Source organism: Micromonospora pisi (genome assembly GCF_003633685.1).
Lineage (GTDB): Bacteria > Actinomycetota > Actinomycetes > Mycobacteriales > Micromonosporaceae > Micromonospora_G > Micromonospora_G pisi.
Window position 1 is genome coordinate 4715089 of the sequence record NZ_RBKT01000001.1, and the last position, 14341, is coordinate 4729429.

At 69.5% G+C, this 14341-nt stretch carries 13 protein-coding genes and 1 pseudogene; 11 read left to right on the forward strand and 3 right to left on the reverse strand.

The window, feature by feature from the left end; translation table 11 throughout:
- Positions 1 to 2: 2 nt before the first annotated feature.
- The 9 genes and pseudogenes from BDK92_RS20000 to mqnP form a co-directional block, all read left to right on the forward strand.
- Positions 3 to 578 (forward strand): annotated as a pseudogene (locus BDK92_RS20000) (TlpA family protein disulfide reductase); the annotation flags it as partial.
- A 71-nt stretch (positions 579 to 649) separates the two neighbouring features.
- Positions 650 to 1528, forward strand: coding sequence for a cytochrome c biogenesis CcdA family protein (locus BDK92_RS20005; RefSeq protein ID WP_121158087.1), 879 nt, complete (start codon positions 650 to 652; stop codon positions 1526 to 1528).
- 137 nt (positions 1529 to 1665) lie between these two features.
- Positions 1666 to 3201 carry a cytochrome c biogenesis protein ResB gene (locus tag BDK92_RS20010; RefSeq protein WP_246017546.1) on the forward strand — a complete coding sequence of 512 codons (1536 nt, stop codon included), beginning with the start codon at positions 1666 to 1668 and terminating at the stop codon, positions 3199 to 3201.
- Positions 3202 to 4176 carry a c-type cytochrome biogenesis protein CcsB gene (gene ccsB, locus BDK92_RS20015; RefSeq protein ID WP_121158091.1) on the forward strand — a complete coding sequence of 325 codons (975 nt, stop codon included), beginning with the start codon at positions 3202 to 3204 and terminating at the stop codon, positions 4174 to 4176.
- 78 nt (positions 4177 to 4254) lie between these two features.
- Positions 4255 to 5736 (forward strand): ATP-binding protein, encoded by a 1482-nt coding sequence (locus tag BDK92_RS20020; RefSeq protein ID WP_121158092.1) that lies wholly within the window; start codon positions 4255 to 4257, stop codon positions 5734 to 5736.
- Between the two features lie 126 nt (positions 5737 to 5862).
- The gene (locus BDK92_RS20025) at positions 5863 to 6267 is read left to right on the forward strand and encodes a hypothetical protein (protein WP_121162410.1); all 405 of its coding nucleotides are present in this window, start codon (positions 5863 to 5865) and stop codon (positions 6265 to 6267) included.
- A 161-nt stretch (positions 6268 to 6428) separates the two neighbouring features.
- On the forward strand, positions 6429 to 8009 hold the full coding sequence (locus BDK92_RS20030) for a hypothetical protein (RefSeq protein ID WP_147457060.1): 1581 nt from the start codon (positions 6429 to 6431) through the stop codon (positions 8007 to 8009).
- Positions 8010 to 8193: 184 nt separating this feature from the next.
- Positions 8194 to 9654 carry a menaquinone biosynthesis decarboxylase gene (locus BDK92_RS20035; protein WP_121158095.1) on the forward strand — a complete coding sequence of 487 codons (1461 nt, stop codon included), beginning with the start codon at positions 8194 to 8196 and terminating at the stop codon, positions 9652 to 9654.
- A gap of 10 nt (positions 9655 to 9664) precedes the next feature.
- Positions 9665 to 10579 carry a menaquinone biosynthesis prenyltransferase MqnP gene (mqnP, locus tag BDK92_RS20040; RefSeq protein WP_121158097.1) on the forward strand — a complete coding sequence of 305 codons (915 nt, stop codon included), beginning with the start codon at positions 9665 to 9667 and terminating at the stop codon, positions 10577 to 10579.
- Positions 10580 to 10593: 14 nt separating this feature from the next.
- On the opposite strand, the gene BDK92_RS20045 is transcribed toward mqnP, so the two are convergent.
- A complete protein-coding gene (locus BDK92_RS20045; RefSeq protein WP_246017139.1) occupies positions 10594 to 11484 on the reverse strand; it encodes a terpene synthase family protein in 891 nt (296 codons plus the stop codon).
- A gap of 305 nt (positions 11485 to 11789) precedes the next feature.
- On the opposite strand from BDK92_RS20045, the gene BDK92_RS20050 reads away from it, so the two are divergent.
- On the forward strand, positions 11790 to 12443 hold the full coding sequence (locus BDK92_RS20050; RefSeq protein WP_121162411.1) for a UbiX family flavin prenyltransferase: 654 nt from the start codon (positions 11790 to 11792) through the stop codon (positions 12441 to 12443).
- Positions 12444 to 12529: 86 nt separating this feature from the next.
- On the opposite strand, the gene BDK92_RS20055 is transcribed toward BDK92_RS20050, so the two are convergent.
- On the reverse strand, positions 12530 to 12811 hold the full coding sequence (locus BDK92_RS20055; protein WP_121158100.1) for a BldC family transcriptional regulator: 282 nt from the start codon (positions 12809 to 12811) through the stop codon (positions 12530 to 12532).
- A 248-nt stretch (positions 12812 to 13059) separates the two neighbouring features.
- Between BDK92_RS20055 and BDK92_RS20060 the strand changes: the two genes are divergently transcribed.
- Complete coding sequence (locus BDK92_RS20060; RefSeq protein ID WP_121158102.1) at positions 13060 to 13530, forward strand: Lrp/AsnC family transcriptional regulator; 471 nt, start codon at positions 13060 to 13062, stop codon at positions 13528 to 13530.
- Positions 13531 to 13583: 53 nt separating this feature from the next.
- Here BDK92_RS20060 and BDK92_RS20065 read toward each other — a convergent pair whose 3' ends face one another.
- Positions 13584 to 14222 (reverse strand): putative glycolipid-binding domain-containing protein, encoded by a 639-nt coding sequence (locus tag BDK92_RS20065; RefSeq protein WP_211349305.1) that lies wholly within the window; start codon positions 14220 to 14222, stop codon positions 13584 to 13586.
- Positions 14223 to 14341 lie beyond the last annotated feature (119 nt).

Below are 14341 nucleotides of genomic sequence, written 5' to 3' on the forward strand. Positions count from 1 at the left end.
CGATGAGGCTGTCGCCGCGGGTCTGGGTCGGCGCCGCGCTTTCCGCCGTCGCGGTGGTGGCGCTCGCCGGCTGCTCCGGTGGCAGCTGGGAGGAGAAGTGCTCGACCAACGCCGACCAGGCGATCGAGTGCGCCCCGGAGGACCGGGCACCCGCCCCCAAGGTCAGCGGTGAACTGCTCGACGGCGGCCAGTACGACATCACCCAGGACCGTGGCCAGGTCGTCGTGGTCAACTTCTGGGGCTCCTGGTGCCCGCCCTGCCGGGCCGAGGCGGACGACCTTGAGAGCACCTTCGCGGCCACCCGGGATCAGGGGGTCCGGTTCATCGGCGTCAACGTCCAGGACAGCCGGGACAAGGCGAAGGCGTTCGAGCAGAGCCTCGGGGTGACGTATCCGAGCCTCTTCGACTCGGGCAACCGGGTGGCGCTCAACTTCGAGATCCCGCCGAACAGCACCCCGGCGACGATCGTGCTCGACCGCGACGGCAAGATCGCGGCGGTCTTCCGCAAGCCCGTACTCCAGTCGATGCTGCAACCGGTGGTGGCCCGGGTCGCCGCGGAGAAGCCGGCGACCGGTGGTGCCGTCACCACCCCCACCTCTTCCGACGCCGGTTCGCCGTCGGCCGGCTCTCCGTCTCCGGTTGCCCGCTGATGGGCGACTCGTTCGCGTCCCTCGCCGAGAGCGGGCCGCTGGTACTGGCGTTCGGCGCGGCGGCCCTCGCCGGCCTGGTCAGCTTCCTGTCACCGTGCATCCTGCCGCTGGTCCCCGGCTACCTCTCGTACGTCACCGGCCTGGCCGGCGCCGACCTCGACGCCTCCCGGGTTAGGAAGGGCCCCCTGTTATCGGATTCCGTTGTAGAAGGGGCCCTTCCTAACGCCGAAGGCGGTGCACCGGCCAGCGGCGGCGCGGTGGCGGTGGAGGAGGCGGTGGCGACCCGGAGCGTTCGTGCGGTCAAGGGTCGGGTGCTCGCCGGCACGCTGCTCTTCATCGCCGGCTTCACCGTCGTGTACGTGCTCAGCGCGATCCTCGCGGCCAGCGCCGGACAGTTGCTCGCCACGCACCGCCGGGCACTCGAGATCGGCATCGGTGCGCTGATCATCCTGCTCGGGCTCGCCTTCCTCGGCCTGGTGCCCGGTCTGCAACGCGAGTTCCGGATCCAGCGGCTGCCGGCCGCCGGGCTGATCGGGGCACCGGTCTTCGGCGCCGTTTTCGCGCTCTCCTGGCTGCCCTGCTCCGGGCCGACCCTCGGGGCGGTGCTCGGACTCGCCGCGGTCAGCGGACAGACCGATCGGGCCGCGCTGCTGGCGGTCGCGTACTGCCTCGGACTCGGGCTGCCGTTCGTGATCTTCGGGCTCGCCTTCCGGCGGCTGCTCGGCGTCTTCAAGGCGATCCGGCGCAACAGTCTCTGGGTCACCCGGATCGGTGGGGCACTGCTGGTCGTGGTCGGGCTCGCCCTGGTCACCGGCGGCTGGCTCGATTTCGTGATCTGGTTGCAGACCACGTTCGGTGTGGGTGAGGTCAGCATCTGATGTCCAGCGTCGAGGAACGTACCGGGACCAACGCGGGGCACAGTGCCACGGCGGGCGCCGGTGGCGGCCCGCCGGCCGTACGGCGGACCAACCGGGCGATCGTCCTGCTGCGCAACTCGTGGCGGCAGCTGACCAGCATGCGTACGGCGCTGATCCTGCTCTTCCTGCTCGCCGTCGCGGCCATTCCCGGCTCGGTGCTGCCCCAGCGCAACATCAGCCCGGAGAAGGTCAACGAGTACTTCACGGCGCACCCCGACCTGGCCCCGGTGCTCGACCGGCTCGGCGGATTCAGCGTCTTCTCCTCGATCTGGTTCTCCGCGATCTACCTGCTCCTCTTCACCTCACTCGTGGGCTGCATCGCCCCCCGGATGCGCGACCACGTCCGGACGCTGCGCTCCGTACCGCCGACCGGTCCGAAGCGGTTGGACCGGCTGCCGCAGCACGCGGTCCTGACCGACCTCGACGAAGCCGGGCGTCAGGCCGTCGCCGACGCGGGCGGTGAGCTGCCGGCGATCGCGTCGATGCTGCGCAAGCGCCGCTGGCGGGTGGTGGTGCGCGGCAACACCGTCGCGGCCGAGAAGGGGTACGTGAAGGAGAGCGGGAACCTGCTCTTCCACATCTCGATGCTGGCCATGCTGCTCGGGGTTGCGATCGGTTCCTGGTACGGCTGGCACGGCAACCGGTTGCTCGTCGCCGGTAAGGACTCCTCCTTCTGCAGCACCCTGGACCAGTTCAGCGAGACCGGTCTCGGCCCCCGGGTGCACGCCACCGACCTGCCCCGGTTCTGCCTGGAACTGACCGATTTCAAGGCCCGGTTCCTGCCGTCGGGGCAGCCGGAGTCGTTCAGCGCCTCGGTCCTGGTCGACGAGAACGGTGGGGCGCAGCGCCCGGCCGACTTCTCGGTCAACTCCCCGCTGCGCCTGCACGGGGCGAGCGTCTACCTGCTCGGTCACGGCTACGCCCCGGTGATCCGCTACACCGACCGCAACGGCAAGTCGCAGACGCTCGCGTCGCCGTTCCTGAGCAACGACGGCAACCTGACCAGCGAGGGTGTGGCGACGTTCCCGGACGTCAACCTCGACCCGGCGACCGGGAAGCGGGACCCGAAGCTCCAGGTCGCGTTCGAGGGCATCTACCTGCCGACCGCCCCGGAGCAGCCTCCGTTCGTACGCTCGCAGTTCCCGGAGGAACGGAATCCGGCGCTGATGCTGATCGCGTACCGGGGCAACCTCGGCATGGACGCCGGCCTGCCGGGCTCGGTCTACAGCCTGAACCAGAAGCTGATCAGCGACGGCAAGCTGACCCAGGTGGGGGACGCGAAACTGCTCCGCCCGAACGAGAAGTGGACCCTCGACGACGGTACGACGGTCGAGTTCCTCGGCACCCAGCAGTACATCACGCTCTCCGTCCGGTACGCCCCGGCCTCGACATTGATGCTGGTCAGCTCGGCGACGCTGCTGATCGGACTGATGTTCTCGCTGTTTGGTCGGCGGCGACGGGTCTGGTTCCGGGTGACGCCGACCGACCCGGACGATGGGTCCACGACGGGCGGTAGTAGTTTGATCGAGGCCGGTGGGTTGCCGCGCACCGACTATGCCGGATTCGCCGACGAGTTCAACCAACTCGTCGCCGCGGTGAAACGCGGTGCCGGGGGCCGAGAAGGGACCGAGTAGATGGCCGCACTCTCCGATCAGCTCCTGGTCTTCACGATCCTGGGCTACCTGATCGCGATGATCAGCCACGCCGCGTCGTACGCGTTCGACGGTGGGGCGGTCGCCCGGGTCGTCCGCCCGGCGCGCCAACTCGTCTCGGTGGGTGCGGCCGACTCCGGCGTGGAGAGCACCGACGCCCCCACCGGATCGACGCCGGCCCGGCCGGGGTCGACCGGACGGGCCGCGATCGCCGCCCGGGTCGCCCTGGTCGCCACCATGATCGCCACCGCGCTGCACTTCGGAGCGGTGGTCACCCGGGGTGTGGCGGCTGACCGCCTGCCCTGGGGCAACATGTACGAGTTCGTGCTGTCGGTGACCTTCGTCGGCGCCGCCGGCTGGCTCTACCTGGTCTTCCGTTGGCCGGCCGTACGCCAGTTGGGGCTCCTCCTGACGTTGGTGATGGTGCTGCTGCTCGGCATCGCCGGGCTGGTGCTCTACACCTCGGTGGTGCCGCTGGTCCCGGCGTTGAACTCGTACTGGTTCGACATTCACGTGACGACGATCAGCTTCTCGTCCGGCATCCTGCTGCTCGCGTTCGTTCCCGCCGCGATGTACCTGATGCGGTCCGGGTACGAGGACGGCAAGCGGAGTTTCCCGTACGTCCTGGCCCGTCGGTCGCCGAGCGCCGCCACCCTGGAACGGCTGACCTTCGGCCTGAACGCGTTCGCCTTCCCGATCTTCACCTTCGCGGTGATCGCGGGCGCGGTCTGGGCCGAGGCGGCCTGGGGCCGGGCCTGGGGTTGGGACCCGAAGGAGACCTGGGCGTTCATCTCGTGGGTGGTCTACGCGGGTTACCTGCACGCACGGGCCACGCCGAGCGTGCGGCGCAACGTGGTCGCCTGGATCTCGATCCTCGGCTTCCTGACCATGCTGATGAACCTCTTCGGGGTGAACTTCTTCTTCACCGGCCTGCACTCGTACGCCGGGGTCAACTGAGTCCTCGCGGCTGAGCCCCTGCCGCAATAGTTAGAAGTACACTTCTAAGAGGTGTACTTCTAACTCCGGGCGGTCATCGTGACGCTACCCAAACCGGCCGAGATCTTCGATCGCGACGCCGAGTGGCACGAACTCGCCCGGTTTGTCGGCGACGAACGGCCCGGTGCCACGCTCGGCGTCGTCAGCGGCCGTCGTCGCCAGGGGAAAACTCTGCTGCTCTACCAGCTCGCACAGGCCACCGGAGGGTTCTACTTCGGCGCGACCGAGGCGACCGCGACGGACTCGCTCCGCCGCCTCGGCACGGCGCTCGGCGAGCACACCGGCGCCCCGGGGCCGGTCCACCTGCCGGACTGGGCGCACGCGGTCGACGCGCTGCTGGCGCTTGGACGCGACCGGCCGACCACGGTGGTCATCGACGAGTTCCCCTACCTCGCCCGGACCAGCCACGACCTCCCGTCGATCGTCCAGCATGCCCTCACACCGGGCCGACCGGAACGGATCGGGTCCCGAACCCGCCTGCTGCTCTGCGGGTCGGCACTCTCCTTCATGGGGGGGTTGCTGGCAGGCTCGGCGCCACTGCGGGGTCGAGCCGGACTGGAATTGCCGGTCGCGCCGTTGGACTTCCGCGCGGCCGCCGGGTTCTGGGGCATCACCGACCCGGCCCTTGCCGTACGGGTCTTCTCCATCGTCGGCGGCACGCCCGCCTACCGTCGGGAGTACGTCCAGGACGACGCCCCGGCCGACGCCGCCGACTTCGACAACTGGGTGACCCGCGCCGTCCTCAATCCCGCCCGACCCCTGTTCCGGGAAGCGCGTTACCTCCTGGCTGAGGACCCGGACCTGCGCGAAACGGCGCTCTACCACTCGGTGCTGGCCGCCGTGGCCGAAGGAAACGCCACCCGGGGCGGGATCGCCGGGTACATCGGCCGGAAGGCGACCGACCTACAGCATCCGCTGACCGTGTTGGAAGACGCCGGCCTGCTCGTTCGCGACCCGGACCCGCTGCGGAGCGGAAGGAGTTCGTACCGGATCACCGAACCGTTGGTCACCTTCTACGAGGCGGTGATGAAGCCGGCCTGGACCGCGTTGGAGCAGCGCCGGGGGGCAGACGTATGGCGAGGGGCGCAACGGCGGTTCACCAGCGCGGTGCTGGGCCCGCGTTTCGAGGAGATGGTTCGCCAGTGGGCGGGCCGGTTCGCCGGGCCGGAAACGCTCGGTGGGCTCGCCGCGCAGGTCGGCTCGGCGACCATGACCGATCCGGCGACCCGTACCAGTCATGAGTTGGACCTGGTCGCACTCGGTGAGCAGCCGCTTGGTGGTGCGCCCCGCCCGGTGCTCGCCATCGGTGAGGTCAAGTGGGGCCGAACGCTGGGGCAGCCGGACCTCGACCGACTGGACCGGGTACGCGAGTTGTTGCGGCGACGTCCAGGGGCGGACGCCGAGCGGACCCGCTTGTTGCTCTCCAGCGCGGCCGGGTTCACCGAGCAGTTGGTGGCCGCGTCGGCTGGTCGGACGGATGTGCTCCTCGTCGACCTGGAGCGGTTGTACGGCGGCGACTGACCGGTGCCCCCTTGGCGCAAGCCATCTACGGACCGGGACGAGTGAAATCTAGCTGTTGACAAGATGCGACGTCCGCGCCAATCTTGACACTGACAAGCTGTGTTCGACTCACCCCGGGAGCCCGCCGTGACACCGGAAACCCGCATCAGCGCCGCCATTTTGCTCATCACGGTCGGCACCATCGCCTTTGGTGGATTGTCGCTGCTGATGAACCTGGTTCGCCGCATACCCGGTTACCTGGACAATCCGGTACGCCGCGCGCTCTGGACCGCCGGTCACGCCCACGCCGGAGTTCTTGTGCTCCTGGCCCTGGTCGCTCTCCTCTATCTCGACCAGGCGGACTATTCGGACGGACTCAAGACGCTGGTCCGGGTCCTCTTTGTCGCCGCCCCGATCCTGATGCCACTCGGTTTCTTCCTTTCCGTCGTCCGTCCGTCGGATACCAAGCCGAACAAGCTGATCTGGCTGGTGGGGGTTGGTGGGGCCAGCCTGACCGCCGGAACCCTGCTGCTCGGCATCGGCCTGCTCTGACGAGCGACTCCAAGCGGTGAATTGCGTCGATGATTGGAAATTCGGGCGTAGCGGATTTGTGTGGATTGGCCTATCGGGGTTGCCTGGCCGACACAAACCCCTTAACCTCGCCAAGTCATCCGTGATCAACATTCCGGGCGACTTCCACACCATTTTGAAAGGTGCCCATGCGCCCCTTCATGACCCTGTCCCGGATCGGTCTGGCCACCGCCGTGACCGGACTGGCCGTTGTAGGCGCCGTCGCGCCGGCTGCCGCGCGCGAAGCCGCCCCGGCCCATACCTGGGTGAGCCCGTCACTTCCACCGCTCACCAACGTTTCCACTGATGCCACGAAGCCGAAGACGATCAAGGTTGGGGTCTTCAATCAGACCTCCCTGGCGGCCCGCGACATCACGATCAAGATCGACGCCTCCCGGTTGCCGGCACGTATCGCCGCCGTGCTGCCCGGCCCGGACCAGGGCTGCGCCGCGTCTGGCGCGGTGGCAACCTGCCAGCTGTCGGAACTCGCCGGCGACGCCACCCACGTGTACACCATGGGTGTCGGCCCCAGCGGCGTCGAGAGCGGTGAGTGGGGCGGAAACATCAGCGTGACCTCGCGGGCGTCGAACAGCCCCGGCGAGCAGTCGACCGAGGGGCTGGTACAGCTCACCGGACCCGGCATCGACCTGGTCATCGGCGGCATCGACGATCTTGCGGTTGCCCCCGGTGCCTCGACCGACGTGCCGATCGCACTGCGCAACGAGGGCAACGTCACCGCAGATGGAGTCGCCGTCGTACTCCACGCGTACGACCACAACCTCGAACTGCCGAACACCTACAGCAACTGCTCCGACGATCCGGACTTCCTGGAAGTGGTCTGCTTCTTCGACCAGCCGGTCGGCGCGGACGAGACCTTCGTCGTCGACCCGGCGACGCCGCTGAAGCTCAAGGTGTCCGACACGGCGCCGGGCCCGTACTCGTACGGGGCCGGCGCGGTGGTGGTTCCGCTGAACGACGAAGCCCTGGCGCAGAAGGCCGGGGCGGCCAAGTCCGCCGGTGGCAAGAAGCTCCGGCTGATTCCGGCGGGCAACCCAGCCGCTCGCGGGGTCGCCGACGACCTGAACTCCGACGACAACGTGGCCGAGTTCAAGGTCAAGGTGCCGTCGCACGCTGCGGACAGTGCGGCGGTCGGTACCGGGGTCGACGGAGTCACCGGCTCGTCCCTGACGGTCAAGGTCGGTATCCGCAACGACGGGCCGGCGGACACCCTCGGCCCGGACGACAACTGGGGCTCCAGCGCGTTGATCAGCCTCCCGGCCGGCCTGGCCGTTCGCAAGGTCGACTCGCGATGTGTACCGGTCATCGACGGCAAGCCGGACTGGGAGCAGGGGAGCAGGGTGGACGGCCTCGTCTACCATTGCCGCCCGCTGGAGAGCGTCGCCGTCGGGACCACCGACCTGTTCTCGTTCACCGTCGAGATCACCGGTCCTGCCGGCGCGGCCGGCTCGATCGTCGTTGACGGCGGGGTGCAGGATGCGAACGCCGCGAACAACACTGCCGCGATCACGCTCACGACCGGTGACGGTGGTTCCGGTGACGGTGGTTCCGGCGACGGCGACGGCGGTGCGGGTGCCGGCGGTGGACTGCCGGTGACCGGTGCCAGTGCCGGTGCGATCGCGGTCGGCGGCATCCTGCTGCTCGGCGCGGGTGTCACGGCGCTCGTGGTGGCCCGGCGCCGTCGGATCGTCACGGTCGTCGACTGATCTTCCCCGATCTCCCGGTACGGGGGCAGCGGCACCGCGCCGTTGCCCCCGTACCCGTTCTCGGTCGTGACCTGGCCCGCCCGAACCCGGCTGCTCGTGACACCGGTCATGGCCGGACGGGGCCCCGCGCCGCAGGGCACCCCGGCTGAGTCGACCCGCTCGCCGGTGCGGGAGACTGGCAGTCATGGTGGCCCGTGGTTTCCCGTACGCCGATCTGAAGGATTTCCTCGCCGCGCTGGAGAGTGCGGGCGAACTGCGCCGGGTGTCCGTGCCGGTCGACCCGACGCTGGAGATCAGCGAGGTGGTGACCCGGACGGTACGGGCGAACGGGCCCGCTCTGCTCTTCGAGCGCCCGACCCGGGGCGAGATGCCGGTGGCGGTCAACCTCTTCGGCACCGAGCGCCGGATGGCGATGGCTCTCGGTGTGGACCGCCTCGACGAGGTCGGCGACCGGATCGGTGCCCTGGTCAAGCCGGAGTTGCCGGTCGGCTGGTCCGGTATCCGGGACGGCCTGGGCAAGGTGCTCCAGCTCAAGTCGGTGCCGCCGAAGAAGGTCAAGACCGCCCCCTGTCAGCAGGTCGTCTACCGGGGCGCGGACGTCGACCTGAACCGGCTGCCGGGCCTGCAGGTCTGGCCCGGCGACGGCGGGATCTTCCACAACTACGGGCTGACCCACACCAAGCACCCGGAGACCGGCAAGCGCAACCTCGGCCTCTACCGGTTGCAGCAGCACTCGCAGAACACCCTCGGCATGCACTGGCAGATCCACAAGGACTCCACCGCCCACCACGCGGTCGCCGAACGCCGGGGGGAGCGGTTGCCGGTCGCGATCGCCATCGGCAGCGACCCGGTGGTCAGCTACGCCGCCTCCGCCCCACTCCCCGGCGACATCGACGAATACCTCTTCGCCGGCTTCCTGCGTGGTGAGCGGGTCGAGATGGTCGACTGCCTGACCGTGCCGTTGCAGGTGCCGGCGAACGCGCAGATCGTGCTGGAGGGGTACATCGAGCCGGGCGAGCGGCTACCGGAGGGACCCTTCGGCGACCACACCGGTTTCTACACCCCGGTCGAGCCGTTCCCGGTGATGCACGTCGAGGTGATGACGACCCAGCGCGACCCGATCTACCACTCGATCGTCACCTCGCAGCCGCCGCAGGAGGACCACGGGCTGGGCAAGGCCACCGAGCGGATCTTCCTGCCCCTGCTCAAGCTGATGATCCCGGACATCGTCGACTACGACATGCCCGCCGCCGGGGTGTTCCACAACTGTGTGATCGTCTCGATCCGTAAGCGCTACCCGAAGCACGCCCAGAAGGTGATGAGCGCGATCTGGGGTGCGCACCTGCTCTCGCTGGCCAAACTGATCGTGGTGGTCGACGAGGACTGCGACGTGCACGACTACTCCGAGGTCGCGTTCCGCGCCTTCGGCAACGTCGACTACTCGCACGACCTGCTCGTCACCCAGGGGCCGGTGGATCACCTCGACCATTCGTCGTACCAGCAGTTCTGGGGCGGTAAGGCGGGCGTCGACGCGACCCGGAAGCTCCCCACCGAGGGCTACACCCGAGGTTGGCCGGAGGAGATGACCATGTCGCCCGAGATCCGGGCACTGGTCGACAAGCGCTGGAAGGAGTACGGAATATGAGGCGGGCACAGTGAGCGCTGCTACCACCACCGTTGCCGAGCGGCCGGGGCGGGTGAAGTCCTTCCTGAAGCTGGTCGTGATCGAGCACTCGGTCTTCGCGCTTCCGTTCGCGTTCCTCTCCGCGCTGGCCGCGATGTTCGTCGACGGCGGTCGGGTGCGTTGGCTCGACCTGCTGCTGATCACCATCGCCATGGTCGGCGCCCGTACCTTCGCCATGGCGGCGAACCGGATCATCGACCGGCGGATCGACGCGCGCAATCCGCGTACGGCCGGTCGGGAACTGGTCACCGGGGCGGTGAGTGTCCGGACTGCCTGGACCGGCGCGATCGTCGCCGTGATCGTCTTCCTCGGCGTCGCCGCCGCGCTCAACCCGCTCTGTTTCGCGCTCGCCCCGCTCGCTGTCGTCCCGCTGGTCGTCTACCCGTACGGCAAGCGGTTCACCGACTGGCCGCACGCGATCCTGGCGGTCGCCCAGGCGGTCGGCCCGGTCGGCGCCTGGCTCGCGGTGACCGGCACCTTCTCCGGTTCCGGTCCGGCCTGGCTGCTCGGTGCGGCGGTCGGCCTCTGGATCGGCGGCTTCGACCTGATCTACGCCTGCCAGGACGCCGAAATCGATCGGGAGATCGGGGTACGCAGCGTCCCCGCCCGGTACGGCAAGTCGTTCGCGCTGCGCCTGTCGAGCGTGACGCACGTGGTGACGTTCGTGCTCTTCGGCTGGTTCGGTGCGCTGATCGGCCTGGGCTGGCTCTTCTGGATCGGGCTGGCCCTGACCGCGGTGGCCTTCGTCTACCAGCACCTGGTGGTGACGCCGACCGATCTGTCCCGGGTCAACCGGTCGTTCTTCACCGCCAACGGGTTCGTCGCGATCGCGCTCTTCTTCTTCGCCCTGTTGGACCTGGTGTTCCGGCTCCACCTGCGGGCCTGAGCTGGGTTCGGGCGCTACCGGAGTTCCGGTGGTGCGGCGGGCGGCACCGAGACGGTCCGTCCGCCGCTCTGTCGGTAGCGGCTGCTCTCCAGCGACCAGTCGATGGTGCCGCGCACGGAGTACGCCACCCCGTCCAGGTAGTCGCCCAGCGCCTCGTCGATCCCCGGCCCGAAGGACGGTACGGCCGCCCGCAGCGCGGCGAAGCCGTCCATCGTCCGCTGCCAGCGTCGGACCACCGCCTGCACCGCCGCGCGTTCCGGTAGTCCCTCGGCTCGGGCGACCGCGAGCACCAGGTTGTGCCCGCCGGCGGTGGCGGTGTCCCGGGCCAGTGAGAGCACGTCGTTGAACCAGGAGAGCAGGTCGTTTCCGGTGGTCGCGTATTCGCGTACGGCCGGGTGGTGGTAGACCGCGTCGGGCAGTGGTCGCCCCGTGGCGAACTCGACCAACGTGTACGAGACGTACGCCGCCGAGGTGGCGCGGCGCAGTTCCACGTACTCGGGCACGGTCGGTTGCCGGCCGACCGCCTTGTTGTCCGCCTCGATCAGCACCCCGTCGAGGTGGTGGGCGACCGCGTCCACGAACCGGTCCCGGGCGGCCGGGGAGAGCCGTCGGGACGGCACCCGCCATGCGTCGGTGAGTTGCCGCCGCAGCGGTCCGGTGAAGCCCGGGTGGCGGCTGCGTGGGCCGTTGCGGAGTATCCGCAGGATGCCGTCGCGTAGACCTCGGACGTAGTCGGGGTCGGGGCCGGCGGTGCCGTCGCAGGCGTCGTCGAGCAGGAAGAACCAGGTGAAGAGCGCGGTGAGGGTGCGTAGGTCGGTGTGGGAGGCGGTCGGGTAGAGGCGTCCGGCGTAGCGGGCGAAGCCGTGGCGGTGCAGCCGGGCGGCGGCGTGGTCGTCGAGGGGCAACCCGGACCGCCGGAGCCAGCCAGGCAGCCAATTCTGGACGGAGTCGGCATATGGCGAGATTCTCGATGGAATGGGACAATCGAACTCAATCGACCAGAGTGCCTCGCCGTCCATGCCGTCGCCTCCCCAAACGACCGGTGCCGGGCCTGTCGGAAAGCATGGCAGTTCCACGGCGGTTCGGGCGGCCCCAGCGGTACTCAATCCCGCCTGGTTCGCCGCAATCCTGCCCTGTTCGATCGGCCCGCCTCCGCTACCGGATGGCCCCCGGTGCCACGGCCGTCAGCCGGACCGGGCAGGCTGGGTGCATGCGCAGGCCGTGGGTGGTGGGGGTTTCCGGGGCATCGGGTACGCCGTACGCGGCCGCCGTCATCAACGGGCTGCTCGACGCCGGCGCGGCGGTCGACCTGGTGGTCTCCCGGGCGGCCCGGCTGACCATCCTCGACGAGACCGGCTCTGCGTTCCGTGACGCCCATTGGCGCGACGACCTGGGCACCTGGCTGGGGCGGGACCTCGCCGCGGCGGACCTGGTCCACTGGCCGGCCGGGGACCTCGCCGCCGGCCCGAGCAGCGGGTCGTACCCGGTGCGCGGGATGGCGGTGGTGCCGGCGAGCACGGCAGCCTGCGCCGGGATCGCCATCGGGCTCTCCAAGGACCTGTTGCAACGCGCGGCCGAGGTGAACCTGAAGGAGCGCCGACCGGTGGTCGTGGTGCCCCGGGAGACCCCGGTCACCCGTAGCCACCTGGAGCATCTGATCGCGTTGCACGACGCCGGGGCGGTGGTGCTGCCCGCGAGCCCCGGCTTCTACGGCGCGGGTGCGTCGGCCACCGCGCGACAGCTGGTCGACTTCGTCGCCGGCAAGGTCCTCGACGCGCTCGGCGTTCCGCACTCGTTGTTCCGGCGCTGGGCCGGCGAACTCGGCGCCGGCCGCGACGGCCGGGAATCGGCCGACGACGCCTGAATCAGACCGTTACGGCCCGGTTGGGATATTGAGGGTATCGGGCCGGTCCCCGGCCCGATCCTCAGGTGGTACTCGCTGGTTGGTTCTCAGTGCAGGCCGACGTTGCCGGCACTGGCTGGGCCAGTTCCGGTCGGCGTCGCCGGACCGGCGTTGCGCGGCCGGTTGGCGATGTTGTCGTCGACCTCGTCGAGCATGCCCTCGCCCTCGAGCAGGGCACGCACCTCCGACTCGCGGAACCGGCGGTGCCCGCCCGGCGTCCGGATACTGCCGATCCGTCCGGCCGCAGCCCATCGGGTGACGGTCTTGGGGTCGACGCGGAACAGCGCAGCTACCTCGCCCGGCGTCAGCAGACGATCTCCAGTGTCCACAGCCCCCTCCTCGCGTCCACGAAGCCCCCGGACTGGTAAGACCGCCCCCGGGACAAAAGTGCCTGCCAGAGCCTTCGGTGGGGACGTACGGCAATTACAGCACCGCCAGAGTGTCGTGTCCGGCGAACGCGAAAACGCCCTGAGTGGGAAGTTAGCTCTACCGATATGTGGTTTTTACGTGCTTTGAGCGCGGCCCTCCGCCTACCGGTCGTTACCCGTCCCATCCACCGGGATAGTGTCTACAGTCCGTGGACGCTATAGACCTGGTGCTCGTCAATCTCCTACAGGCAAACGCCCGTCTCTCCTACGCCGAACTGGCCCGACAGGTCGGCCTCTCCGCGCCTGCCGTACATGAGCGGGTCGGCAAACTGGAGGCGAGCGGAGCCATCCGCGGCTACCGGGCCGACGTCGAACCGGAGGCGATCGGGCTCGGCGTCACCGCACTGATCGGCATCGTGCAGGATTCCGGCGGCGACACCGACGACGTGCTCTCCGCGCTCCGCGACATGCCCGAGATCGAATCCTGCTACTTCATGGCCGGCGTCGAGTCGTTCCTGCTCAAGGCAAGGGTGGGCACGATCGCCGAGCTGGAGCAGTTGATCGTACGGCTCAACCGGACCGCGGGTGTCGCCTCGACCCGGACCGGGATCGCCCTCTCCACGAAGTGGGAGAACCGGCCGCAGCCGACCACGGCGGAAGTCCCGAACCGCCCAGCCTGAGCCCCGTTCCCCGGCTCAGCTCCCGGTCCGGGGTCCCGGTTCGGTGTCCCGGCTCAGCGGCGTACCTCGGTCCCGACCCGCTCGGCCAGGCCGGGATAGTCGACCACGTAGCCGTCCTGGTCGAGCCGCAGCTCCGCGTCGAAACCGTTGTCCGCAAAACGTACGTTGCCGCCCTCCAGCACCGTGTAGACCTGCTCGGAGGGGACCACGACCAGGCTCGGCACCAGCACCCAGGCGACCGTGAGCCGGTGCACGGCGCCCGGCGTCGCGGCGCGCAGACCGAGCCGGCGTACCGGCAGGGTGTTGAACAGCGGTGCACCGCCGAGGTCGACATCGAGCGCGTCGGCCAACCGGTGCGCCTCCTCGATCCCCGGGATGCCGGCCGGAGGCTTTCCGACGGCGGCCAGCGCGGCGTCGAGGTCGCCCTGCTCGGCGGTGCTGGCCCGCCACCGCCCGGCCGCCCGTTCCAGCCGGATGCTGCGCAACCAGCCCGCACCCTCGACGCTGACCTCCATACGTACCGTCGCCCAGGTCTCGTCGGTGGTCACCTCGTACCGGCAGGTGTAGGGGAGCGGGTCCACCGCCAGCGCCACACCCCGGGCGAGCAGCCCGCGCCGGTCGTCGAGAAGCACATGGTCGGCGCCGGGCACGTCGGTACGGTTCCAGAGCAGCGATCTCGGCATCATCGGCATAGCCGGGACGTTACCGCCGGAAAGACGCCCACGCCGGCCGCGCTGCCGCCAGCAACGACAAAAACGGCGGGCGGACGATGTGGTCGAGCCACGTCGTCCGCCCGCCGCAAGGTCGGTCA

Coding starts and splice junctions, on each gene's coding strand:
- BDK92_RS20005 (WP_121158087.1), top strand. CDS start 650: ATGGGCGACTCGTTCGCGTCCCTCGCCGAGAGCGGGCCGCTGGTACTG.
- BDK92_RS20010 (WP_246017546.1), top strand. CDS start 1,666: ATGCGTACGGCGCTGATCCTGCTCTTCCTGCTCGCCGTCGCGGCCATT.
- ccsB (WP_121158091.1), top strand. CDS start 3,202: ATGGCCGCACTCTCCGATCAGCTCCTGGTCTTCACGATCCTGGGCTAC.
- BDK92_RS20035 (WP_121158095.1), top strand. CDS start 8,194: ATGGTGGCCCGTGGTTTCCCGTACGCCGATCTGAAGGATTTCCTCGCC.
- BDK92_RS20050 (WP_121162411.1), top strand. CDS start 11,790: ATGCGCAGGCCGTGGGTGGTGGGGGTTTCCGGGGCATCGGGTACGCCG.
- BDK92_RS20065 (WP_211349305.1), bottom strand. CDS start 14,222: ATGCCGATGATGCCGAGATCGCTGCTCTGGAACCGTACCGACGTGCCC.